This window comes from Photobacterium sp. 270122K (assembly GCF_059941365.1).
On the sequence record NZ_JBPOEN010000005.1, the window covers coordinates 272,025 to 296,872 of the forward strand.

Genomic DNA, 24,848 nt, shown 5'->3' on the forward strand with positions numbered 1-24,848 from the left:
TCATGCTAGGCAAAGCCTTTTTTTTCATCCGATAACGCCCCAATCAAAAGCGTTAATATGCTTTTCGCTTTCAGGCTGGCTCCCCCTTTCTCTCCATCTTTATCTCTCTTCCTCCCATCATTTTCCTTCACGTGAATATGACTAGGGACGTAAATTGTATTCATAACGCATTTATATCCATTGAGAACCGGATAAATCCCTAGACACGGAACAATCAAATGCTGCAATAACCACCACGAAAGCGATGAAATTATCACCACTTGGTGTTTTCAAGGGGAATTTTCTACAAAATAGGAGGACGGAAGACTGGTCAAAAAACCAACAACTCGGTACTGAAGTCATAAATACACCAGTAAAATCACAAAAAATGACAAGGAAAGGTAGGAATTGACACGTTTGCGCTATTAACAACACCTCTTTTTTTTTGATCAATATCAACAAAGTCGCCGATTGACAGATGCAAAAAAGGCTGATACTCATCGAATATCAGCCCAAATATGACAATTTATGAAAACCGGTAAAACACGGTCATTAATGGCAATTAATCGCCTGCAAACATGTACCCTTCACCGTGTACGGTCACAAAAATTTGTGGGTTTTTCGGGTCGACTTCCATCTTAGAACGCATGCGGCGGATCAGTACATCAATGGTACGATCATTCGGCGCTTCAACGCGGTGGCTTAGCATATTTAAGATACGCTCACGGCTAAGCACAACATTCGGATGAGAAGAGAACGCAACCAATAACTCGTATTCAGCTTTGGTCAATTTCACTGGCACACCGTTGTGTGTAAGGGCACGTTTGTTAATATCAAACTGCCAATCACCAAAGCGAATAATGCTGTCTTCTTGCATTTCCACCATGGTCTCATCTCGGGCCTTTTCGACCAGAGAGATGCGCCACAACAGGTTTTTTACGCGTACAAGCAGCTCTCGCAGCTCGAACGGCTTAGTCACATAGTCATCCGCACCCATCTCCAATCCAACAATACGATCGATACTGTCGGTGCGGCCTGTCACTAGAATAATCCCTACCTCTGAACGGCTACGAAGTTCACGCGTTAGCATCAATCCGTCTTCGCCAGGCAGGTTAATATCGAGCATAACCAGATCAATTTTTTCGCTGGCCATTACCTCACGCATCTGCGCGCCACTTTCCGCTTGGCTGACTTTATATCCTTCATTCTCGAAGTACCCGACTAGCTTAGTACGGGTAACAATTTCATCCTCAACAACAAGTACGTGGTGACTCATTTTATTCTCTTAATGTATTATTTACTGTTCTATAAAACGTTAGCATAATTGGCAGCCATTCACAATTTGTCATAATGCAGAAAATCCTGTTCATCGCCGCCCTTATCCTTATTCACATCGTGGAATTAAGATTACCCCATAAAAATTTATACGTCACCGTACTTTACGTTACGACTGACTTCATTCTTATTTGGAATCTTCCACTATGAAAAAACTTTGGCAAATGTTGACTAAACCAAGCAGCAAGTATTCGATCCTTGCTCTTGTGCTAGTTGGTATTGGTATTACCTTGGCGGGTGTTCTGACAGTTCACAAGAGCTTTGAATTTGCCTCACAAACTGAATTCTGTACGTCATGTCACACCATGCAGCAGAACTACGAAGAATATAAACAAAGTATTCACTTCAAGAACGCCTCGGGTGTACGTGCTGAATGTGTTGACTGTCACCAGCCTAAAGACTTGCCTGGTGCTATCCAGCGTAAGCTAGGTGCGTGGAAAGACGTTTACCACCACTTCGTAACGGGCAAGATTGATACCCCAGAGAAATTGGAAGAACACCGTCTTGAACTGGCGCAAGTCGTTTGGGATCGAATGAAGAGCCAGAACTCTAAAACCTGTAAGAGCTGTCACTCGTACGATGCGATGGATCACTCTAAGCAGTCTGCTAAAGCCGCCTTTGAAATGAACAAAGCCGCTGCTGAAGACATGAACTGTATCGAGTGTCACAAAGGTATCGCACACGAACTGCCAAACATGGCGGGTGGCTTCCAGAAAGATTACCAAGAGCTTCAAGCAACAGCGAAGTCTCAAGGTGCAGCAGCTGAAGTACTTTACTCTCTTGGCGAAAAAGATCTTTACGCTACAGCGGATGCGAAATCTAAAGCTGACGGTAAACTACTGCCTGCTTCTCAAGTGAAAGTGATTGAACGTAAAGATGGCATGCTAAAAGTGCAAATCGACGGCTGGCTAGAGAAGAGCGGTAAAGGCCGTGTGATGACTGAGTACATGGGTAAACGTGTATTCAAAGCAACCATCCGTGGTGACGTGAAAGCGACTGAGCAAATTCTTGAAGAGCAAACTGACAGCGCAACTAACATCGTTTGGCAGCACGTGTCTGTTCAAGCATGGATCACACCTGATGACATGCTAGACAACATCCAGCCTATCTGGAACTACGCAGAAGACATGTACGGTGCAACGTGTAATGCGTGTCACGCAGCACCGGCACCTGGCCACTTCACAGCAAATGGTTGGATCTCGAGTTTAAACGCAATGAGCGCCTACTACCGTCTTAGTAAAACGGAAGAACGTACTCTGTTGAAATACCTACAGAACCACGGTAGCGACACAGGCGGCGCTGGCCACCACTAATTCCTGACGGGGTGTGGGGAGACATCTCCCCCACCCTAGATAACAAGAATTCAAACTAAGGATTGCTCAATGGCAACTCAAGTACTCAATAAAGGCGTTACACGTCGTCGCTTCCTATCCGGCATGATCGCTGCAAGTGCAGCCTCTGTGGTAGGTACAAGCCTGCTGGCTCCTCGCAAAGCGATGGCAGCAACTGAGACAAAAGCAACGTTCACTGGTGATGTGCTTTCTGGCTCTCACTGGGGTGCATTCCGTGCAAAAGTCGTCAACGGTGTATGGGTTGATACCGTACCGTTTGAGAAAGACAAGCACCCAACCACCATGATCAACGGTGTACGTGAAGTGGTGTACAACCCTGCACGTGTTAAATACCCAATGGTGCGTATTGACTGGTTGAAGCACGGCTTCAAATCAGACACCACACAACGTGGTGACAACCGTTTCGTACGTGTGCCATGGTCTCAAGCGCTTGACTTCTTCTACCACGAAATGGAGCGCATCCAGAACTCTTACGGCCCAAGTGCGCTATACGCAGGTCACACTGGCTGGCAGTCTGTAGGTAAACTACACAACGCCGGTACAATGATGAAGCGTGGTATCGGTCTACACGGTACCACTCTTGGTAAGATGGGTGACTACTCAACAGGTGCTGCGCAGGTGATCCTGCCGTACGTTGCGGGTGCAATGGAAGTTTACGAACAACAGACTTCATGGCCGCTAGTACTTGAGCACTCTGACACTATCGTTGTATGGGGTTCTGACCCAATCAAGAACCTGCAGGTTGGCTGGTTGGTTCCTGACCACAGCCCATACGCTTACTACGATCAGCTTGCTGAGAAAGTGAAGAAAGGCGAGATCAAAGTGATCTTCGTTGACCCAGTGGTTACCGACACTCAGAAGACTGTTGGCGGCGAACAAGTGCGTGTTAACCCACAAACTGACGTTCCACTGATGCTGGCTATCGCGCACACGCTGTACAGCGAAAACCTATACAACAAAGAATTCTTGGCTGACTACACCACGGGCTTCGACAAGTTCCTGCCTTACCTGCTAGGTAAAACAGACGGTGTTGAGAAATCACCTGAGTGGGCAGAGAAGATCTGTGGCGTTAAAGCCGATGAAATCCGTGCGCTAGCACGTCAAATGGCGTCTGGCCGTACGCAAATCATCGGTGGCTGGTGTCTACAGCGCATGCAGCACGGTGAGCAGTACGCGTGGATGCTAGTGGTTGTGGCAGCAATGCTGGGTCAAATCGGCCTACCTGGCGGTGGCTTCGGTTTCGGCTGGCACTACAATGACGCAGGTTCTATCACCTCGAACGGCCCACTGATGTCTGGCTTTAGCGGTGTGACTGGCGTGCCGCCAATCCACAACGGTTCATACAACGGTTACTCAACGTTCATCCCTGTTGCACGTTTTGTTGATTGTATTAAGAACCCTGGCGAGACCATTAAGTACAACGGTCAGAAAATTAAGTTCCCTGTGATGAAGATGGCTATCTTCAGCGGTAACAACCCATTCCACCACCACCAAGATCGTAACAACATGATCACGGCGTGGCAGAAGCTAGAAACCGTTGTATCTATCGATCACCAGTGGACGGCAACATGTCGCTTTGCGGACATCGTTCTGCCTGCAACGACGACGTACGAGCGTAACGATATCGAACAGTACGGTAACCACTCTAACGCGGGTATCATTGCCCTGCCGAAGATTGTTGAACCAATGTACGAATCAAAAGATGACTTCGAAATCTTCCGTGAACTTTGCCGTCGTTACGACCGTGAAGAAGCCTTCACTGGCGGTAAAACGCAGATGGAACTGATCGAAGAGATCTACAACGGTGCACGTCTGCAAGGCCGTGGTCTTGGCGTTCGTATGTCTAACTTCAAGAAATTCTGGGAAACCGAAGGTTTCATCGAATTCCCTGAAGGCGCAGAGTGGGTTCGTCACGAGTCATTCCGTAAGGAACCTGACCTTGAGCCACTAGGTACTGCATCAGGTCTTATCGAGATCTACTGTAAGACTATCGCGGACATGGGTTACGATGACTGTCAAGGTCACCCAATGTGGTTCGAAAAAACAGAACGTAGCCACGGTGGTCCACGTTCTCAGCAGTTCCCATTGAACCTACAAAGTACGCACCCGAAACACCGTCTGCACTCACAGCTTTGTTCGTCAACGGAGCACCGTGCAACGTACGCGGTTGCGGATCGCGAGCCTATCTACATCAACACCCAAGATGCAGCGGCACGTGGTATCAAGTCTGGTGACATCGTACGTGTGTTCAACGACCGTGGCCAAGTATTGGCTGGTGCAGTTGTGACTGACGATTACATGTCTGGCGTTTGTCGTATCCACGAAGGTGCATGGTACAGCCCGCTAGAAGGCGGTAAAGCTGGCACTATCTGTACATACGGCGATCCAAACGTACTGACACAAGACATCGGTTCTTCGAAACTGGCTCAAGCAACATCTGCTGCTTCTGCGCTGGTACAGATCGAGAAGTTCACTGGTACTGTTCCTGCAGTCACTGGCTTCAACGGTCCAAAAGAAGTGACTGACATTAACCCGCTATTCCCAGCAATGGATCTAGCATAAGTTAATGCCTAAGGGTCAGGGGCTTCGGCCTCTGACTCCTTTTTTACTCACTCGGTTTAACTAAAAAACCTATCCACATACACTAAGTTAATAAATTAGATATACTTATTAGGCTTATTCTATGTGAATATGTTTTTCTTTACGGTCACCCCTATTAGGCCGTATTGTCTGGATGTGGAGAAATCATGAAAGAATTTATTGCTTTCAACGAGCAGCGCGCAGAAATTTACTGGTGGATGTCATCTTTATTCGCTCGCGAATTAACCGAGCAAGACATTGAGCAGTACCAAAATGGTGAGATGGTCACGTTTCTGTCTGGCCTTGCCATGACGGCTGCGCTAAAAGCCCCTGTTGAGCACTTTCGTGATGCGCTGAAACGTTTGGATGTCCGTGACGATGCACAGCTAGAACTTGCGGCTGACTTCTGTGGCCTGTTCCTAAGCACACCAAAGTCTGGCGCCTTGCCATATGCGTCCATGTATGTCGGCAAAAGCGGTTTGATGAATGACAAGCCCGCACAAGATATGCAAGCGCTAATGGAAACCTACAACATTGCGCAGCGTAAAGAATTCAATGAGCCCGCTGACCACCTGGCTGTCGAGTTGGATTTCATGGGTAACCTGATCATCATGGCGAACCAATGCGCGTCTGTCGACGACGCAGAAACCCTGATGCAAGCCCAGCTATCCTTCATCAATGCAATGCTACTAAACTGGTTGCCACAGTTTACGGCAAAAGCAAACGAACACGACAAGTTTGGTTTTTATGCCGCAGCCGCTGAAGTGCTGCTTGCATTCTGCCAGCTTGATGCTGCATTCCTTGCAGGTGACGAACAATAACCCTGACTGGCACTAGCCAGCATCCATAACACTATCTTCGTTTGCCGGCATACGGATTGCCGGCTTTTTTATGCCAGCTATCCCCCGCCTAGCTCTCGTCTTCATTGCCGTCCTCATAGCACTGTTCAGCTTTCATCCAGCATTCATGACATTAGACTGACATTTCTCTCAATGGTATTTTATACAGTCAGCGTATCAAAACATGAAACAAAAGAGTGCCGAAATGCCCATAAGCAATACAGCAAAAAAGACGTCTTCATCACTACTGTCAACGTTGACGAAATATTCACTTCCGGTTTTACTTGCCGGTGCGCTCGGCGCAGCATTACCCGCGTCCGCCAATAACACAACGGCCGAGACAGTCACGCCCGCTCCAACGGCAACCGAATTGGCACAAGCCCAAGAGAAAAAAGCCGCGATACATAAAATCAATGCCATCCAGCGCGATCTCACCAGCATCCGCCAGCAAGCATTGAAAAGTCACCCTGAATTGGTCAAACAAGCCAAGGCGCTGGAAACGACGTACAAACAAAAAGCGGAAGACATCGGTTACAACCCGGATGCCTTTGTCGCCAAAGCGGAAGCCTTGCAAGAAAAGCTGCGTGTCACCAACATGCCTGAAGAAGAGCGCAATGCACTCGTGAAAGAATTTGCCGCCGCAAAGCAGCAATTAGCGAAGCAGCGTCAAACCCTGATCACCGATCCAACGCTCGTTACCTTGCAGCAAAATCTTCAGCAAGACACTTTGGCGGCCATGAAAGCCTCTGATCCAAAAACAGACGAACTGTTGAATGAGCTAAAACACCTCCTTGAAACGGTGCAATAACCCTGCTCAATCGTCCTCTGCTACGTTTGTTTTGAATACACACCCTGTGGATGCCCTACTGTCTCGCAGACCGTAAGGAAGCGACAGGGTGTGTTTTAGCCTACTGACCCTCTTTGCCTTATTCTTCATCCTCTTTGTCCAACAAGGCTTTTTCTTCTTCCAATATTGCTAACCAATACGGTTCCGCCTCGCACACACAACAGTCGTGCCAAATCGGCACATCATCATGCATACTGATTTTTCGCGGGGTATCATACGAAAAGTGGCCCGGCAAGCCTGAGGTATCAATGCGTTTTACCACCATAGGTTCTCCCCGCGATACACTTTATCGTATCGCTACTGACAGTATGGCAGATACAAAAAAACCGGCGCAAGCACCGGTTTTTGTCATGACGTAGAATTGGCCTTTATAGGTCAATCGCCTTGTTCTGGCTCAACAAACGCATACCGCGGATCAACTGGAACAACCATTTGAGAACCGCAATCACTGCAATCACTGCGCCCACAAATGGCAGTACGTCTAACACGTAATCCAGCATATCACTATGTACCCAATATTCCGCACCTGCCAACATACCGGTCATAGTTGCAGCCGTTACACCCAATACGACGAAAAAGGTAAAAAACATGAAAAATGAACGAATTATCGTATAGTAGTGGCTGTAGCTTACGGCATCAGTGCCTTTATTCAGCTTGTAGCCTGAATAAATAATCGCAACGATACCAGAAAGAAGCAGGGTAAAAGGTGTTAGAAAACTTGCGATATAAGCAAATCGCACACCAGCTTTGTTATTTGTCGACATGATACTGTCCGTTCTATCTTACGAGGGTTATTTTAATTATCACACGGATTTTCGCTTCATCAAGCTTGGATAAAACAGACGATGATCACGATCAAAGGAATCCGACAGAGTCCGCTATAATCCCCTAAAACAACAAGGGGACATTGGTAAAAAGCACTATCCTACTGAATAAATTGGCAAAAAATCATACAAAAACGACATTTTAATGCGTTATAGGCCATCACTCAGTCGACTATTTTAACGTGACCAGCATTGTAATATGCGACGATTATACGTTTGTGTTACCCCATAAACAGAGCCAAAAATCGCAAGTTCACCCCTTTGTCATTTTTAATCTTATCAAAGAGATAGAAATAAAAAACGGTGAAAAATAACCGCTAAATTATTTAAATGCAGAGGACAAATGTTGATGACTATCAACTATTCTTAGTTATTCGAGCAAGAAAGATTGCACTCTTGGCCACGGTAAGTAAAATGTGAACGCAAGCGATTACACCATGCAACTGCATGCGATGATTAAAACGAACATTGGTAATCGCTCGAAACGGAGCCGCTTTATGATGCGGCTTTTTCTGTTTCTAGTCCCTGTACCCAAAAGAGCAATGCACTTCGCAGTATTGACGCATAAGTCCATTGCTCTATTGGGTAAAGTTTTCATTATTGGGTCCTCTGACCTTTTATTATTAGAAGAATAACTATGGCAACGATTAAAGATGTTGCACGTATGGCTGGCGTATCGACCACAACAGTCTCTCACGTGATAAACAAAACGCGCTTCGTCGCAGAAGCCACACAAAAGAAAGTACTTGCCGCGGTTGATGAGCTGAATTACGCCCCGAGTGCGGTCGCACGTAGCTTAAAATGTAACACGACCCGTACCATCGGCATGCTTGTCACAAAATCCACCAACCCTTTCTTTGCAGAAGTGGTTCACGGTGTTGAAGAATACCTGTACGGCGAAGGCTACACCCTGATTCTGTGTAACACCGAGGGCAACTTGGTTAAGCAGCGTGATTACTTGCGCATGCTGGCAGAAAAACGTGTCGATGGCCTGTTGGTTATGTGTTCAGATCTGGATGAACAGTTGCTGACACTGTTAGAACGCCAGAAAGATTTACCGATGGTTGTTATGGACTGGGGCCCAGAAAGCCCGCACACCGACAACATTCAAGACAATGCTGAGCTTGGCGGTTACGTCGCGACGAAATTCTTCATCGAGCATGGCCATAAAGCCATTGGCTGTTTGACTGGCCAAAGTGAAAAAGTAGCTTGTAGTGAACGTCTAAAAGGCTTCCGCAAAGCCATGAACGAAGCTGGCCTGACCGTGAATGACGATTGGCTATTGGAAGGTGACTTTGAATGTGAGTCTGCAGTAAAAGCAGCAGAAGCGTTCATTGCCATGGAATCTCGTCCTACCGCCATTTTCTGCTTCAACGACATCATGGCTATGGGTTTGATCAGTACGTTCCAGCAAGCAGGCATCCGCGTACCGGAAGATGTCTCTATCATCGGTTACGATAACATCGACCTGGCGCCGTACTTCTCACCACCATTGACCACAATCCACCAGCCTAAGCGTCGCCTAGGTAAGAGTGCGGTTGAGATCTTGATGCAGCGTGTGAAAGACAAGACACATGCCACACAGGTATTTGAAATGATACCTGAATTGGTGATCCGCAAATCTGTCCGCGATCTGAATAACTAAGTTCAGCGCGCGCAAAAAGCGACTTTTTACCGTGAACAACGAAAGCGAAGGTCTTGGACCTTCGCTTTTTTTGTCCCATTTTTAGCCGAAACCACGCTTAAGAACGACACAAAAAAGCTACTACGAGCAGATTATAACGCCAAATAATGGGAGCAAGATCACACTTTTAAAATTGGGAGCAAGGTCAAATTTATTAACTAAGATATTCTCTTTTTTGTCACGAACAAGGCAAACCACTCGAAAGATTGGGACGCAAAGCCTCCGGCCTAAGAGAAACAAATACACACTATTTGTTGATTATGGTAGCGGGGTTGCCGATGGATATAGCAATTTATGTCAGGGCAAATCTCATTATTCTCTGACAGAATGAACAACATGCTTTGCTATTCTACAATCCTCGCTCGTTGTTAGGTGACCCTAATTAACAATCATCGAGAAAAAGCATGGACAAACCAGTACTTAAAGACTCACTACGTTTATTTTTTGGTCGCTTTGAGAACGTAAAATCACGTTCTATGTTTGGCGGATTTGGTATATTTTCTGGCGAAACGATGTTTGCACTTGTCGTGAATGACAAACTGCATTTACGCGCCAATGCGGCCAATGAAAGAGAATTTAAACAAGCCGGCCTGACGCCATATATTTATAAAAAGCGCGGCTTTCCTGTCGTGACCAAACATTACGCTATTCCGGATGCATGGTGGCAGGATACAACACAAATTATCGCACAAGCAGAGCGTTCACTGGCCGCCGCGCAGGTTGATAAAGAATCAAAAAACACCGCTGGCCCTGAACGCATTAAAGACTTACCAAACTTGCGCCTTGCCAACGAACGCATGCTAAAGAAAGCCGGTATTATCACGGTAGATCAACTACTTGAAGCCGGTTCGATTAACGCATACAAAGCATTACAAGACAGCCACTCAGGCAGTGTCAGTATCGATATGCTATGGGCACTTGAAGGCGCAATTAGCGGTCGCCACTGGTCAGTCATCCCACAAGATCGCCGCTCAGAACTGTTAGCTAAATTAAGCTAAAATAAACACGTTATATATAAATAAGAGATTTTATGATCTCTTATTTATATTTCTATGATTATAACCTGCCGTCACGTCTTGCATTGACAAAATACTGTCAACAAATGCCAAACATTGAATTACCTCCCAAACCTGCTGAGAAACACCCTCGCCCTCTTCCAATACCGACATTCACTTGTAAAATGGCTTTTATCCAAGTGACGTTAAGGATCTCGTTTCAATCAATAGCATTGCAACTTGTTCCATTCGTGTAAATATCCCGCTCTCACATCCCTTGGATATATATGTCGTTAAAGGGGCTACCATGCAATATTCCAAGCCATTTCCTGGGCAAAGTGAACACATGTTCAAAGATAAATTCAGTAAATGGCCACGTATCATGCGGGCATTAGTCCTGTTAAGCCTGCTGCCCCCCGCACTCCTTATCTTGCTTGTCCACCAGCAATTGGCGCCGGTCAACGCATTGCATGATGTGTTACTTGCCGTTACTGTGCTGAATGTCACACTGCTCGTATGGGGTCTGGCACTAAAAATTCGCGCACGCAAATATTGGTATCGCAGCTATCACATTGGTAAAACCATGGTGCTCGCCATTATCCCCATTATGGCTTGTGGCTACATTTTGCTCACTGAGCTCCCAAAAAGCGAATTGCTCGCCCAGCCCACCTCTCGGACTGTGCAATTAACCATCAACTAACACACTCATAGACGCTTTTTTTTCTTTTTCTGAAATTTATTCAGCAGCCTCAAGGTCTTTGTGTCATAACTCCCTGATAATTTCGGTAATATTACGGCTATCATCAAGTAATATGACCTATCAGGTTGCTCATTCACTGACACTCAGACAATCACAGAGGTTACCTTGCGCATTTCAGCTAAACGCCGCTACTCCCTTCTGATCAAGCCACTGCTTTGGCTGCAGCAACGCCACTATGGCAAGGTGCTTAACCCTGCCCTGCTGTGGGGACGCAAGCCTACCCTGTTTTGGTTAGTGGCCGGTTTTTTTGGCTATCTTGACCGTAAACACTCACCGTTAACGCCTGTGCTGCGTTCTTTGGTGTGTGTGCGTGTATCCCAACTCAATGATTGCGCTTTCTGTGTGGATGCCAATGGCATGAAACTGGCAGAACGCTGTGACTCTGAAGAAAAAATTAAAGCCCTTGCCCATTGGCAACACAGTGATCTTTTTACCCCGCAAGAGCAGGCCGTTTTGCACTACGTAGAAGCGATGACGATCACAGGAATGCGCGTGACTGACGAAATGCTTACTACGTTAAAACAAGGGTTTGATGAAGATGCTATCGTTGAGTTAACCGCGTTGATTGCCTTTCAAAATCTCTCCGCGAAATTCAATACCGCGCTTGATGTCCCAGAACAGGGTTTTTGTTCGTTACCCATTCAACCTAATGCGGCTCAACAGGCGGATCAGCCTGCCGCCAAGGATGAACACTAGGAGTATGCTATGAACAGAAAAAAAATCATGGTGGCAGGCCTTGTCCTGTCATTAATTGGCTTATGGATAGGCTTTGATCTCGGCCAGTACTTCACATTAGCCCAAGCGAAAGCCCAACAGGTGGCCTTACAAGATACCATTGCGGCCTACCCACTGCTGTCTAGCCTGATCTTCTTCGCGCTCTATGTCACCATTACCGCCCTATCAGTACCCGGGGCGGTTATCATGACCTTATTAGGCGCGGCCTTATTTGGTTTCTGGTGGAGCTTATTGCTGATTTCTTTCGCCAGCACCCTTGGGGCAACCTTGGCCTTTCTGTTCAGCCGCTATATTTTGCGCGATTGGGTACAGCAACGTTTCGGCCACCGTTTGGCAACCATTAATACCGGCATTGAAAAAGAAGGGGCGTTTTACCTCTTTACCTTGCGACTCATTCCGATATTCCCGTTCTTTCTCGTTAACCTGCTTATGGGACTAACACCGATCAGCACACGACGTTTCTACGTCGTCAGCCAGATCGGGATGCTCGCGGGTACGGCAATCTACATCAATGCCGGTACGCAGCTAGGGCAAATCGACACCTTGACGGGCATTGTCTCCGCCCCCGTGCTGATCTCCCTCGTGTTACTGGGCCTGTTCCCTCTTATTGCTAAAACAATCATGGGATGGCTAAAACAGCGTCGTGTGTATGCGCAATGGCAAAAGCCCGCTCACTTTGATCAAAACATGGTGGTCATTGGTGCAGGGGCTGGCGGCTTGGTCAGTGCTTATATTGCCGCAGCGGTTAAAGCCAAAGTCACCCTGATTGAGCGCCATAAAATGGGGGGCGACTGCTTAAATACCGGTTGTGTGCCATCCAAGGCCCTGATCCGTGCGGCGCACACCATGTCTGAAATCACGAAAGCGAAAGAGTTTGGCATTACCACTGGCGCTGTGACGGTAGATTTCCAACACGTCATGGCCCGTGTACATACGGTGATCAGCAAAATTGAACCGCATGACAGCGTCAGCCGTTATACCGGCTTGGGCGTCAACTGCATCCAAGGTGATGCAACCGTCTTATCACCGTGGGAAGTGGAAGTGAACGGGCAACGCATTACCACCCGTAATATAGTGATTGCTACCGGTGCCCGCCCTTTGGTTCCAGCCATTCCTGGCCTTGATTCGGTCAATTACCTGACGTCTGACTCGATCTGGGGATTAACCGAACAACCTCAACGCCTGTTAGTTCTGGGCGGCGGCCCGATTGGTTGTGAGTTAGCCCAAAGCTTCTCGCGTTTAGGCAGTACGGTCACACTGGTAGAAATGGCCGATCAAGTGCTGATCCGCGAAGACAGCGATGCCGCAGCAGTGGTGGCAGATAACCTGACCAAAGATGGCGTGAACGTCAAAACCGGTCACAAAGCAGTCCGTTTTAGCAACACCCTCGACGATCAGGGTCAACGCATCCAACACGCCTTCTTGGTGGATAACACCGGCAATGAGATCCATGTTGAATTTGATGCCGTCATGGTCGCGCTGGGTCGCGTGGCAAACGTGACCGGCTTTGGCTTAGAAGATCTCGGGATCACCACCACCGAGCGTGGCACTGTGGCAGTGAATGACTATCTGCAAACCCAATACCCGAACATCTTCGCGGTGGGTGATGTGGCCGGCCCGTTCCAGTTAACCCACGCCGCCGCGCACCAAGCTTGGTATGCTGCGGTTAATGGGCTGTTTGGTCAGTTCAAAAAATTCAAAACCGACTATTCGGTCTTACCTGCAGTCACCTACACCGCACCTGAACTCGCACGTGTTGGGCTAAACGAAAAAGAAGCCATCGCCAAAGGCATCGCGTTTGATGTAGTAACCTATGGCATTGATGATTTGGATCGTGCCATCACCGATGGTACCGATGAAGGCTTCATTAAAGTGATCACGCCCAAAGGTAAAGACACGATTTTGGGCGCAACGATTGTCGGTCATCACGCCGGTGAGCTGTTAGCAGAGTTTACCCTTGCGATGCGCCACGGCTTAGGGCTGAATAAAATTCTCGGTACCGTGCACCCTTACCCCACCATGAGTGAGGCAGCCAAGTACACGGCCGGCGAATGGAAAAGGGCCAACGCCCCTCAAGGCTTATTAGCATGGGTAAAAAAATACCATGACTGGATGCGCCATGAGGCAAAGCAGCCTGATACTCAGCCGCCGCAAGCCAACACCCAGTCCACATCTGAACCCAAGGCCGCCGTCAAACAGGATACGGAAGCCAAACGGGCATAATGACGCACAGGGAATGTAAACCGTAATGAAAAAGACACTGATGAAGCTGGCATTGGCCAGCCAATTGGCCCTCGCCGCTCACGCGGCGTGGGCAACCACAGACAATACTGCTCACGTCACCGCCCTCGCCTCGCAACCGTGGGCAGACATCGAAAAGCAGGCATTCGGACAAACCGTGTATTTTAATGCATGGGGTGGCAGTCAGGAGATCAACGATTACCTGCGCTGGGCCAGTCGCCAGTTAAAATCGCAATATGGCGTTAATCTCAAGCATGTCAAAGTGGCAGACATTGCTGAAACCACCCAACGCTTACTCGCGGAAAAAACCGCCGGAAAAGACAGCGGTGGCAGCGTGGATTTGGTTTGGATCAATGGCGAGAACTTCCGCTCCATGAAACAAAGCCATCTGCTGTACGGGCCGTTCGCGGAAAAGCTACCTAACTGGCAATATGTCGATAAGCGCCTACCGATTGATCGCGATTTCACCGAACCGACAGACGGACTCGAAGCCCCGTGGGGCGTGGGACAGTTGGTGTTTATCCACGACACCGATACCCTCAAACAGCCTCCGCGCAGCTTTGCCGAACTGTTAACGCTCGCCAAAGCGCATCCCGGGAAAATCAGTTACCCGCAGCCGCCTGAATTCCATGGCAGCAGCTTCTTAAAAGCCGCGCTATTGGAACTGACAGACAAACCCGATGAACTGTACCAACCCATTGACAACAAAACAGAACGTCAGCGGTTTGAACGCGTCACGGCGCCCCTGTGGAACTACCTTGATCAGCTTCACCCGGTGGCGTGGCATCAAGGCCAGCGTTTTCCGTCTGGCACCAGCGAAACAGTACAATTGCTGGATGACCAACAGTTGTTACTGGCCATCACCTTTAACCCCAATGCCGCCAATGCCGCGATTGAACAAGGTAACTTAGTCGACACAGCACAGACATTTGCTTTTCAGCAAGGTGCCCTGTCAAATATTCACTTTTTAGCGATCCCATGGAATGCCAACGCCAAAGCAGGCGCACTGGTTACCATCAACTTTTTGATGAGCCCCGCCGCGCAAGCACGTAAAGCGGACGCCAAAATTTGGGGCGATCCGTCGGTATTAACGTCTACGGCACTGATGCAGATCCAGCCAGAAGGCAAGCAAGCACAAAGCGAGCAACCAAAAGGCAAGCAGGCCCAGGACACAAAGACCGGTACACAGGGTTTTAGCCTGTATAAAGCAATTCCAGAACCGCACCCGAGTTGGTTAACCGCCATTGAACTCGAGTGGCAAAAACGTTACGGCAATTGATCTTCACTGACTGATCACTGTCTATTTTCGCGGGAGGGGTAACCCTCCCATTGTTTGAGTGTTGTATGATCCATCTGTTATACCTGCTCGCCCTGTTATTGTGCATTGCGCCATTGATCCCCGGGTTACTCGGCGTCATGCTTCCCGCCTTATCATGGTTACCGCCATTGGGCTATCTCACCCCGAATGTTGATGCGTTTACCCACCTGCTGCATTGGCCGGGGTTAAGCACGTCACTGATGCTGTCCCTGTTTACGGGGTTGGGCAGCACCTTACTCGCGCTGATTTTTACCTATTTTATCTTGCGGCGTTATTGGGACACCGCACAGTGGCAACGCTTAGAAAATACGTTATCGCCGATGCTGGCGATGCCACATGTTGCTTTTGCGATAGGTTTTGCCTTGCTGTTTGCCCCCACCGGGTGGTTTTACCGCCTGCTGGCCGTCGCTGGGATCACCCCAAGCGACAGTGTTACGGTGGTACAAGATCCATACGGCATCGGTTTGCTTATCGTTTTGGCCCTCAAAGAAACGCCTTTCTTGTTACTGATGAGCATTGCCGTATTGCAACAATTGCAGGTCAAACCGCTGCTCGCCGTCTCGGCCAGTTTGGGATATAGCCAGCATGAAAGTTGGCGAAAATTAATCCTTCCTTTATGGTTACCGAAGATGCGTTTACCGTTGTGGGCCGTGGCCGCGTACGGGGTATCGGTTGTCGACATTGCGCTGTTTATCGGGCCACAACGCCCGTCTACCTTTGCGATTCAAGTGTGGCGCTGGTTCAATGAGCCGGATTTACACCTGCTGCCTCGTGCCGCCGCGGGGGCATTGCTTTTACTCGCGCTGACATTGTTCACCCTACTCGTCCTACGTGGCGTAGAGTGGTGTGTGGTCGATGGTCTGCGCCGCTGGCAACTCAATGGCCCGGCACGTCCCTCATCGGCCCATATAAATTCCCGTCTGCGTTTACGCTTACACCGTGCCGTACCGCTGTATTCGCCTTTTGTCGCCATCCCCCTTCTCGTGATACCGACATTGCTGGTGTGGTCGTTCGCACAGCGTTGGCGCTTTCCTGATTTGCTGCCAAGCCGCTACAGTTTTCGCTTTTGGGAACAAGAACTTGAGCCCTTGCTAACACTCGCAGGGAACAGTATGCTCCTTGCCCTGAGTAGCGGCATCGTAGCGTTAATACTCGCCATCGGCTGTTTGGAATACCGGCAGAAATATCACATCGGTATTCCGCATTGGGTCATTGCCATACCACTGGTAACGCCCCAACTCTCTTTGCTGTTTGGTATACAGGTCACCACCTATTGGGTGCCCGGGCAGCACTATGGGTTATGGGTGACATGGAGCCACCTCTTTTTCGTGTTCCCATACCTGTATTTATCCCTTGAAGGCGCGTGGCGCAGCTACGATGTGCGCTTAGATCAATGCAGCCGCAGTTTAGGCAAAACCGCATGGCAAACTTGGTGGCAGGTGAAACGCCCACTGGTGCAACCCGCTATTTTCATGGGGCTGGCCGTGGGGATCAGCGTGAGTTTGGCACAATACCTGCCAACCCAAATGCTAGGGGCTGGACGGATCAGCACCTTAACCACCGAAGCTGTTGCACTGGCCAGCGGGCAAGATCGCCGCGTGATGGCGATTTATGGTCTGCTACAAGGAATATTACCTTTGGTGTTCTTTACGCTGGCGGTATGGATAAACCGTTGGACATCGCATTATTCACACGGCCAACGCGACTCAGCAGTGCATCCGCGTCAGCCGCAATCACATTTATCATCACAATCTCGATCATGAGCACAATCAGGGAGCAACACCACCGATGACACTGTCTGTCGACAACCTCACCCTGCATCAGGGTGACGATATCCTGTTTGGCCCCTTGTCTTTTTCGGTCGCTCAAGGGGAGATATTTACCTTGATGGGCCCCAGCGGCTGCGGGAAATCCACTCTGTTAAGCGCCCTTGCTGGCCATATTTCACGCCCGTTTCACGTCACGGGGAATGTCATGCTCAATGACATCCCCATGTTACCGTTAACACCAAACGCACGAAAAATTGGCCTGTTATTCCAAGATGACTTGCTGTTCCCACACCTGACGGTCTTGGAAAATCTGATGTTTGGGTTACCCAAGCACTACCGAGGCAATGAACGGCGTACACTCGCGTTGGACACATTGGACACATTGGGATTAAGTGCATTACGCGATAACCTGCCGCAAGCCTTGTCGGGCGGGCAGCGGGCAAGGATCAGCGTGATGCGGATGCTTCTTTCTGAGCCACACGCTGTATTGTTAGATGAACCGTTCAGTAAATTGGATAAAGCCTTGCGTACGGCGTTTCGTGAGTTTGTGTTTAACCAAATTCGTGCCCGTCAGATCCCAACCATCATGGTCACTCATGATGACGACGATGTCCCGCCTCAAGGGCGTGTCTTACTCTGGCCTTGGCCTTCACACCCCTCTGATGCTTCACAGGAACCGTTATCATGTTAGATCGCTACGCCATTAAACTCATTCGCTGGCCGCTGACCGTCCTTTCTGCGCTGCCTGATCGCATGGGCATTACCGCCAATCAAGTGACCCTTACGGGATTTGTGGTGGGCTTGTTCGCCCTGCCCGCATTAATGCTGCAAGAATATGAGTGGGCGCTGGGGTTTATTGTACTCAACCGGATTTTTGATGGCTTAGACGGAGCGATCGCCCGTCGGCAAGGGATCACGGACTGCGGGGGCTTCCTCGATATCACGTTAGATTTTTTGTTCTATTCACTGGTGCCCTTTGGGTTTGTGCTGGCCAATCCCGACGCCAATGCGGTCGCAGGGGCCTTTTTGATTTTTGCCTTTATCGGCACCGGATCAAGCTTTCTCAGCTTTGCCATCATGGCCAGTAAGCACAACATTGAAAGCCCCGTGTACAAACAGAAATCGCTTTACTACATAGGCGGCCTCACCGAAGGCACCGAAACCATCGCCTGCTTTATTCTGTTCTGCTTGTTGCCGCAGCATTTTGCCCTTATCGCGTGGATTTTCGGCACCTTGTGTTGGGTTACCACCATGACGCGCATCTGGGTGGGATACCACACCTTAAAGGCGTATTAAACCGCACACCAAAGGACAACAACGTCAACATCTTGCTTGGCATCGGTGGCTTCCGCTTGCCAAGCAAATTATTCCCGCTACAATCGTCGCTCATTTTCAAAGGCAACGACGTCCTCATGAACCGTAAGAAGAAAATCAATCAAGCGCTAAAAAAACACCAAAAGCGTAAGAATGCAAAGTTACACCGTAGCAATAAGCCACGTTACATTTCTAAAGCCGATCGTGCGAAGTATGAAGAAGCCGCGCAACTGGCAGGCATGACGGTTGAGCAATACATGGAAACCCTAGACGCTGCGGTAGAAGAGACTGAAGCAGAAGGCGTTGACGTGAACGCTGACGTTGAAACAGAGACAGATGCTGTCGCTGAAGAAAAAACGGCTGAGATCGCTAACTAATCGGTCTTTTGCTGAACACGCCAAGGCTATCTGCCGAACGTGTAACGCCGATTTCGTGTAAAGCAGGCCGGGCGATTTCGCTGCCTGCTTTCACACGGTTTGAAGTATTCGCCTGCGCGCTATCGGCTTAATGGCATGGCGTTAACGGTATACCCTTGCGGGCATTAACGCATCCACTCGCGATGCAGCTGTTCACTGTCACCCAAATACGCCAGTAACCAATCTATCGCAGGGTTCTGCGTTTCTTTATTCCACGCCAAACAACACGGACTGACCGGCGGCTTCACGGCCAACTGTTTTTCCACCAGCTCACCACTGGCCATCTTCGCCAGCGCCATATGTTCCGGCACCACACAGATCCCCAATCCCGACTTCAAACAAGACATCGCACTGTGCCAATTGGGCACCATGATCCGACGCTGGTTATCCATCAACCAAGTGATTCGCTTAGGGAGCACCCGTGAGGTATCTTCCAAGCAAATGGCCGGATACTGCGCCAACTCTTCCGGTTCCAATGCGTGATCGGCACCGGCCAACGGATGATCCGGTGACACCACAAACCGCCACACTAATACGCCCATATCCCGATAATCAAAATGCCCACTCACCGGTACCGCAGCGGTTGCGCCGATAGCTATGTCCGCACGGCCATCCGCTAAGGCATCCCATACCCCATTGAACACTTCCATGGTCAAATGCAGTTCCATATCGGGAAACTGACGGTAAAAATCCCGCACTAAGGTATTCACTCGGCTGTCACGCACCACAGTATCCAACGCGACTGACACACTCTGTGACCACCCGTTTGCCACCCGTTGTGTTTGTAATTTCAGCAACTCCATCTGTTTGAGCAACCCGCGCGCCTCTTCCACGAAATAGTCACCAGCAGGGGTTAATTGCACCTGTCGGTGCAAGCGAACAAATAAATCGACAGCTAATCGTTCTTCAATGGTTCTCACCGTATAACTGATGGCACTGGGCACTTTGTGCAGCTCTTCAGCCGCCGCAGAAAAACTGCCTCGTCGTGCCACCACATCAATTACTTGCAGATCATTATACGAAAACATGGCCCTTCACCTTACCGCAAACGTTATCGCGACATTTAGCATCAATTTTTTTGAAAGCAGTAGTGAAATTTTACCGTTTCACACCATCCAAAACCATCGATAAACTACACAATATAGAAAAACAGTATGATAGAACCCTTTTATGACTAACCAACCTTCAAAAATCACCACATTATGGTTTGCCTGCCTGAGTATGCTCGGCTTTTTGGCAACGGACATGTATTTGCCTGCGTTTGAAACCATTCGTGCTGATTTCAACACCTCACAATCTCTGATTGGCTTAAGCCTGAGTATTTTCCTGCTTGGCATGGCCCTTGGTCAGCTGATCTATGGTCCCCTTTCTGATCGCATCGGCCGCATTAAAGTGCTACTGGGCGGTATGACCTTGTTCAGCATCGCCTCTGTACTGTGTGCATTTGCACCGAACGTTGAGATGATGCTGGTTGCCCGTTTTGCTCAAGCACTTGGCGCCTGTAGCGCGACCGTGATTTGGCAGGCCGTGGTGATTGACCGTTATGACGGCAAGGTGTCTGAGCGCGTATTCGCGACCATTATGCCGTTGGTCGCGCTGTCTCCGGCATTGGCACCACTGGCTGGCGCACTGCTTGAAGGCCAATTCGGCTGGCGCAGTATCTTCATCGCATTAGTTGGCTTTGGTGCCGTTTTGGCCATCATGACCTTGAAAGAGCCTGAAAGTGCCAATTTGGACAAAAAACAGGAAAAAATCACGGTTCAGCTGCGTCAAGACTACCGTCAGATCCTGAGTTCAAAAAAATTCATTGGTAACATGATTATCTTCGCTGCGTGTTCGGCTGCGTTCTTCGCTTACCTCACTGGTTCGCCGTTCGTGATGTCAGCAATGGGCTACTCAGGTGCCGATATCGGCCTAAGCTACGCACCACAAACCGTTGCCTTCATCATTGGTGGTTACGGTTGCCGCGCATTGCTGAACAAATACGACAGCCAGCAACTTCTGCCTTGGATCTTGAAATTGTTCTTTGGTAGCGTGACAGTTATGTTCCTGATTTCTTTGAACACGGAACCAACAACGATTTGGCCAATCCTATTGCCATTCTGTTTCCTTGCGATTGCGAACGGTGCGATTTATCCCATCATCATCAGCAAAGCATTGGAAGATTTCAAAAACTGTAGCGCAACCGCTGCGGGTCTTCTGAACTTCCTACAGACCATGGTGTGTTTCGCAGCAAGCGGCTTGGTATCGGCATTTGCAGCTAACGGCCTGATGACCGTCACAACGGCCATGTTCGTAACGGGCTTCCTGGCGTTGATCGGTTATGCCTTCGTCGTGAAAGCACGTAACGAGCACGCGCTGCAAACCGCATAAGTGCCTTCTTATCTGTCATGTCTGCGCGCCAGCACCGGCATAACATGACAGATAGACACAGATGTAATCAGGTCACCTTCGGGTGGCCTTTTTTATACCCTGCGTTTAGATCCCCCCCCCATTCATCACGCCTTCTTATTTCTTCATCACACCATCTTGTTTCTCCCTCCCGCTTTTTTGCCGCTTCTTGCCTTTCTCTTTTTTCTTATTTGCATCACACCGTGACCCCATAGTGAATAAAACACTCATTAAATCGGTGTGGCACACGATAATGCATACGTTATCTGTTGACCAAACTCTGAAAAACCGGACATTTAAGTGGTAAATACAACCGCATATAGTACATTCGTTAAACAAGCGCACCGATAAATGGATTTTTTATACAATTTTCTTGCATAAGATCTCACTATCGGTAATATGAACCACAGATGACAATTAATGCAGTAAGTCAGCATGAGTATTCAAGTTAAGTCTATCAACAAATTCTACGGTGACACGCAAGTGCTTCATAACGTGGACTTTACATGCCAACAAGGCGAAACCTTAGTGTTACTTGGCCCAAGCGGTGCGGGTAAAAGCTCGTTACTGAGGGTGTTGAATTTGCTCGAAACCGCCAACAGTGGTGCGTTAAGCATTGCCGGTGAGCAATTCGACTTTTCTCAACCGGTTTGTGAAAAAGCCGGACTCAAATTACGCCGTAAAGTCGGCATGGTTTTTCAACAATACAATCTATGGCCACACTTAACGGTTATCGACAACTTGATTGAAGCCCCCATGAAAGTGCTGGGTCAGGATAAAGCCACCGCCACCAAAGCGGCACTGGAGATTCTAACCACGCTACAACTGGCCGATAAAGCACAGGCTTGGCCCCTCCAGTTGTCGGGTGGGCAACAACAACGGGTCGCCATTGCCCGCGCCCTGATGATGAAACCGGATGTGTTGCTGTTCGATGAACCCACTGCGGCGCTTGATCCTGAAATCACCAATCAAGTGGTCAGTATCATCAAACAGTTAAGCGAAACCGGCATCACACAAGTGGTCGTTACCCACGAAGTGGATTTCGCCAAAAAAATTGCCAGTCATGTGCTGTACCTTGAAAAAGGCCACATGGTTGAACACGGAACCAAAGAGGCATTCACTCACCCTGCTACCCCGCAGTTTGCTGACTACCTCAACCACTGATTATTATTTCCACTTTACTATGCATCACAGCCGACGTGATGCCGCAAACAACGCACGGAGTATCGCGATGAAAAAATTACTACTCGCTTCTATTATCGGCCTGACGGCTTTTAGCGCAGCCGCTCAAGAAGAAATTAAGTTCGCCATGGAAGCGACTTACGCCCCGTTTGAATACATGGATGAAAACAATCAAATTCAAGGCTTTGACGTTGATCTTGCGAATGCCCTTTGTGATGTGATTGAAGCCAAATGCAGCTTCCACAATCAGCCTTTTGACAGCTTGATCCCGGCCTTAAAATTCCGTCGTTATGATGCAGCAATTTCCGGTATTGATATCACTGAACAGCGTCAGAAAGTGGTGAACTTTACCGATGCTTATTATGAAAACTCAGCGGCTTTCGTTGCGCTGAAAGACAAAGTCGCAGACCAAAACGCCCTGCAAGGTAAGCGTGTCGGTGTTCAGAACGGCTCTACGCACCAAAGCTACCTGACTGAGCAAATGGGCAAGGTAACCGCCGTACCATACGCCAGCTACCAAGATGCGTTCATTGATATGCAAAATGGCCGTATTGATTCTGTGTTTGGTGATACGGCGGTTGTGGCGGAATGGTTCAAGAAAAACGATAGCCTTGTTTACGTCGGCAACCCTGTCACCAATGCAAAATACTTCGGTAATGGGTTCGGTATTGCCTTGAATAAAGACAACGAAGCCCTGCTGAACAAACTGAATGCAGCACTGAAAACCGTGAAAGACAATGGCACCTACCAGCAGATCTTTGACAAGTATTTTGGTGAATAAAACACGTGCTCAGTCACCTTGTTTATAAGTGAGTAATATATGGCGTTATCAGGTTATGCCCTGACGCTACTGGAAGCGAGCTGGGTAACCATCCAGCTCAGCCTTGCCAGCGTAGTCGTCGGTTTAGCATTAGCAGTCCTGTTTGCCGGTGGTGAGATGTCTCGGTACCGCGTCATCGCATGGCCAACCACGGCGTTAGTCACCATACTCCGTGGTTTGCCTGAACTGTTGATTGTTCTATTTATCTTTTTTGGCTCAACCCAAGTGCTGTTCTTGATCACTGGTGAGTTCATGGAACTCAGCCCATTCTTGTCAGGGGTGATCGCACTGTCACTGATTTTTGCAGCCTATGCCGCACAAACCTTGCGGGGGGCATTAAAAGCCGTCTCTAACGGCCAGCGTGAAGCCGCCAGTGCATTAGGGATCAGCAAGCACCATACCTTTATTCGTATTGTCTTGCCACAAGCGGTGCGCCACGCCCTGCCCGGTTTAACGAACCAATGGTTAGTGCTGCTTAAAGACACCGCGTTAGTGTCCTTGATCGGGGTGACCGATTTACTAAAACAAGCCCAGTTAGCCGCCGCCGCAACCCATGAAAGCTTTACTTGGTATGCGTCTGCCGCCGCGGTTTACTTGGTGATCACCTTGATCACACAACGTTTTGTCAAAATTCTTGATAAAAAATACAGCGTACAAGACGGGCATCAGGCGCAAGGGGCTTCAGCATGAATGAACAACATCTTTGGCAACTTGCACAAGGCCTTGTTACCAGCTTAGAGTTAACGGCTGCGTCATTAGTCGTCGGTTGTTTACTGGCGTTGGGCATGACATTAACCCTGATTTTGCGCACACCAGTCCTGCACTGGATCAGCCGTGCGACGATCACCCTATTTACTGGCACCCCCCTATTGGTACAAATCTTTCTGATTTACTACGGGCCAGGGCAATTTGACAGTGTACGGGAAAGTATTGCCTGGGAATGGCTCCGCCAACCGTGGTTCTGCGCCATGCTGGCACTTGCGCTCAATACCGCGGCATACAGCAGCCAACTGTTCAAAGGGGCATTTAATGCCATCCCTTCAGGTCAATGGCAGGCATGCCGTGCACTGGGGATGGATACAAAAGTCACCTTGGGCGTATTGCTGCCCTATGCGATTCGTCGTGCCATTCCGGCGTATTCCAACGAAGTGATCTTGGTATTCAAAGGCACCTCGTTAGCCAGTACGATCACCATTATGGATCTCATGGGTTACGCACAACGGATTAATGCACAAACCTATGACACATTAGTGGTATTCAGTGTGGCCGGCGCATTTTATCTGGCAGTGAACGGATGCCTGACCTTACTATTCCGTCACGTTGAGAAAAAAGCCCTCGAATTTGAAAATGCGCAATAGCACCATGCGATAAAATAACAGAAGCCATTACCGCCCATTGAGGCTGTAATGGCTTTTTCATATTCCAACATGCACTATTTATCTGCTGTCATACTTGTCACACTTTGCA

At 48.8% G+C, this 24,848-nt stretch carries 24 protein-coding genes and 1 riboswitch; of the genes, 19 read left to right on the plus strand and 5 right to left on the minus strand.

Translation table 11 applies throughout. The annotated features are described in order from the left end of the window. Positions 1-5: 5 nt before the first annotated feature. Positions 6-164, minus strand: a complete 159-nt coding sequence (locus ACSF8W_RS11730) for a hypothetical protein (RefSeq protein WP_500847501.1) — start codon at positions 162-164, stop codon at positions 6-8. A 377-nt stretch (positions 165-541) separates the two neighbouring features. Continuing rightward, complete coding sequence (gene torR / locus ACSF8W_RS11735) at positions 542-1,255, minus strand: two-component system response regulator TorR (protein WP_317521808.1); 714 nt, start codon at positions 1,253-1,255, stop codon at positions 542-544. Positions 1,256-1,460: 205 nt separating this feature from the next. Here torR and torC point away from each other — a divergent pair, with 205 nt between their 5' ends. From torC to ACSF8W_RS11755, 4 genes are all read left to right on the plus strand, one after another. Continuing rightward, positions 1,461-2,627, plus strand: a complete 1,167-nt coding sequence (gene torC / locus ACSF8W_RS11740) for a pentaheme c-type cytochrome TorC (protein ID WP_500847502.1) — start codon at positions 1,461-1,463, stop codon at positions 2,625-2,627. A gap of 69 nt (positions 2,628-2,696) precedes the next feature. Further along, a complete protein-coding gene (gene torA, locus ACSF8W_RS11745; protein WP_500847503.1) occupies positions 2,697-5,228 on the plus strand; it encodes a trimethylamine-N-oxide reductase TorA in 2,532 nt (843 codons plus the stop codon). A gap of 185 nt (positions 5,229-5,413) precedes the next feature. Further along, positions 5,414-6,067 (plus strand): molecular chaperone TorD, encoded by a 654-nt coding sequence (gene torD / locus ACSF8W_RS11750; RefSeq protein ID WP_500847504.1) that lies wholly within the window; start codon positions 5,414-5,416, stop codon positions 6,065-6,067. A gap of 223 nt (positions 6,068-6,290) precedes the next feature. After that, positions 6,291-6,893, plus strand: a complete 603-nt coding sequence (locus ACSF8W_RS11755) for a hypothetical protein (protein WP_500847505.1) — start codon at positions 6,291-6,293, stop codon at positions 6,891-6,893. Between the two features lie 118 nt (positions 6,894-7,011). Here ACSF8W_RS11755 and ACSF8W_RS11760 read toward each other — a convergent pair whose 3' ends face one another. Continuing rightward, positions 7,012-7,197: a hypothetical protein gene (locus ACSF8W_RS11760; RefSeq protein WP_500847506.1), complete on the minus strand. Its 186-nt coding sequence runs from the start codon at positions 7,195-7,197 to the stop codon at positions 7,012-7,014. 103 nt (positions 7,198-7,300) lie between these two features. Continuing rightward, positions 7,301-7,696 (minus strand): hypothetical protein, encoded by a 396-nt coding sequence (locus ACSF8W_RS11765; RefSeq protein ID WP_500847507.1) that lies wholly within the window; start codon positions 7,694-7,696, stop codon positions 7,301-7,303. A 697-nt stretch (positions 7,697-8,393) separates the two neighbouring features. On the opposite strand from ACSF8W_RS11765, the gene ACSF8W_RS11770 reads away from it, so the two are divergent. The 10 genes from ACSF8W_RS11770 (at position 8,394) to ACSF8W_RS11815 (ending at position 18,949) form a co-directional block, all read left to right on the plus strand. Then, entirely contained in the window at positions 8,394-9,401 is a 1,008-nt protein-coding gene (locus tag ACSF8W_RS11770) for a substrate-binding domain-containing protein (RefSeq protein WP_500847508.1), read from the plus strand. A 217-nt stretch (positions 9,402-9,618) separates the two neighbouring features. Then, positions 9,619-9,720: riboswitch (cyclic di-GMP riboswitch) on the plus strand. A gap of 124 nt (positions 9,721-9,844) precedes the next feature. Further along, positions 9,845-10,438, plus strand: a complete 594-nt coding sequence (locus ACSF8W_RS11775) for a TfoX/Sxy family DNA transformation protein (protein ID WP_500847509.1) — start codon at positions 9,845-9,847, stop codon at positions 10,436-10,438. Between the two features lie 304 nt (positions 10,439-10,742). Beyond that, positions 10,743-11,135, plus strand: coding sequence for a hypothetical protein (locus ACSF8W_RS11780; protein WP_500847510.1), 393 nt, complete (start codon positions 10,743-10,745; stop codon positions 11,133-11,135). A gap of 165 nt (positions 11,136-11,300) precedes the next feature. Then, positions 11,301-11,891, plus strand: a complete 591-nt coding sequence (locus tag ACSF8W_RS11785) for a carboxymuconolactone decarboxylase family protein (RefSeq protein WP_500847511.1) — start codon at positions 11,301-11,303, stop codon at positions 11,889-11,891. A gap of 9 nt (positions 11,892-11,900) precedes the next feature. Next, the gene (locus ACSF8W_RS11790; protein WP_500847512.1) at positions 11,901-14,153 is read left to right on the plus strand and encodes a dihydrolipoyl dehydrogenase family protein; all 2,253 of its coding nucleotides are present in this window, start codon (positions 11,901-11,903) and stop codon (positions 14,151-14,153) included. Between the two features lie 25 nt (positions 14,154-14,178). Continuing rightward, entirely contained in the window at positions 14,179-15,450 is a 1,272-nt protein-coding gene (locus ACSF8W_RS11795) for an ABC transporter substrate-binding protein (protein WP_500847513.1), read from the plus strand. A 65-nt stretch (positions 15,451-15,515) separates the two neighbouring features. Further along, positions 15,516-17,252, plus strand: coding sequence for an ABC transporter permease (locus ACSF8W_RS11800; RefSeq protein WP_500847514.1), 1,737 nt, complete (start codon positions 15,516-15,518; stop codon positions 17,250-17,252). Positions 17,253-17,277: 25 nt separating this feature from the next. After that, the gene (locus tag ACSF8W_RS11805) at positions 17,278-17,949 is read left to right on the plus strand and encodes an ATP-binding cassette domain-containing protein (protein WP_500847515.1); all 672 of its coding nucleotides are present in this window, start codon (positions 17,278-17,280) and stop codon (positions 17,947-17,949) included. Continuing rightward, on the plus strand, positions 17,943-18,554 hold the full coding sequence (locus ACSF8W_RS11810; RefSeq protein WP_500847516.1) for a CDP-alcohol phosphatidyltransferase family protein: 612 nt from the start codon (positions 17,943-17,945) through the stop codon (positions 18,552-18,554). Before ACSF8W_RS11805 ends, ACSF8W_RS11810 begins: the two co-directional genes overlap by 7 nt. Positions 18,555-18,670: 116 nt before the next feature. Continuing rightward, complete coding sequence (locus ACSF8W_RS11815) at positions 18,671-18,949, plus strand: DUF2986 domain-containing protein (protein ID WP_500847517.1); 279 nt, start codon at positions 18,671-18,673, stop codon at positions 18,947-18,949. 164 nt (positions 18,950-19,113) lie between these two features. On the opposite strand, the gene punR is transcribed toward ACSF8W_RS11815, so the two are convergent. After that, positions 19,114-20,016: a DNA-binding transcriptional activator PunR gene (gene punR / locus ACSF8W_RS11820; protein ID WP_500847518.1), complete on the minus strand. Its 903-nt coding sequence runs from the start codon at positions 20,014-20,016 to the stop codon at positions 19,114-19,116. A gap of 142 nt (positions 20,017-20,158) precedes the next feature. On the opposite strand from punR, the gene punC reads away from it, so the two are divergent. From punC to artM, 5 genes are all read left to right on the plus strand, one after another. Then, positions 20,159-21,361 carry a purine nucleoside transporter PunC gene (punC, locus tag ACSF8W_RS11825; protein WP_500847519.1) on the plus strand — a complete coding sequence of 401 codons (1,203 nt, stop codon included), beginning with the start codon at positions 20,159-20,161 and terminating at the stop codon, positions 21,359-21,361. Positions 21,362-21,814: 453 nt separating this feature from the next. Further along, positions 21,815-22,543 (plus strand): arginine ABC transporter ATP-binding protein ArtP, encoded by a 729-nt coding sequence (artP, locus tag ACSF8W_RS11830; protein ID WP_500847520.1) that lies wholly within the window; start codon positions 21,815-21,817, stop codon positions 22,541-22,543. 67 nt (positions 22,544-22,610) lie between these two features. Further along, complete coding sequence (locus tag ACSF8W_RS11835) at positions 22,611-23,342, plus strand: lysine/arginine/ornithine ABC transporter substrate-binding protein (protein WP_500847521.1); 732 nt, start codon at positions 22,611-22,613, stop codon at positions 23,340-23,342. Positions 23,343-23,381: 39 nt separating this feature from the next. Further along, on the plus strand, positions 23,382-24,071 hold the full coding sequence (gene artQ, locus ACSF8W_RS11840; RefSeq protein WP_500847522.1) for an arginine ABC transporter permease ArtQ: 690 nt from the start codon (positions 23,382-23,384) through the stop codon (positions 24,069-24,071). Then, the gene (artM, locus tag ACSF8W_RS11845) at positions 24,068-24,739 is read left to right on the plus strand and encodes an arginine ABC transporter permease ArtM (RefSeq protein ID WP_500847523.1); all 672 of its coding nucleotides are present in this window, start codon (positions 24,068-24,070) and stop codon (positions 24,737-24,739) included. Before artQ ends, artM begins: the two co-directional genes overlap by 4 nt. Positions 24,740-24,848 lie beyond the last annotated feature (109 nt).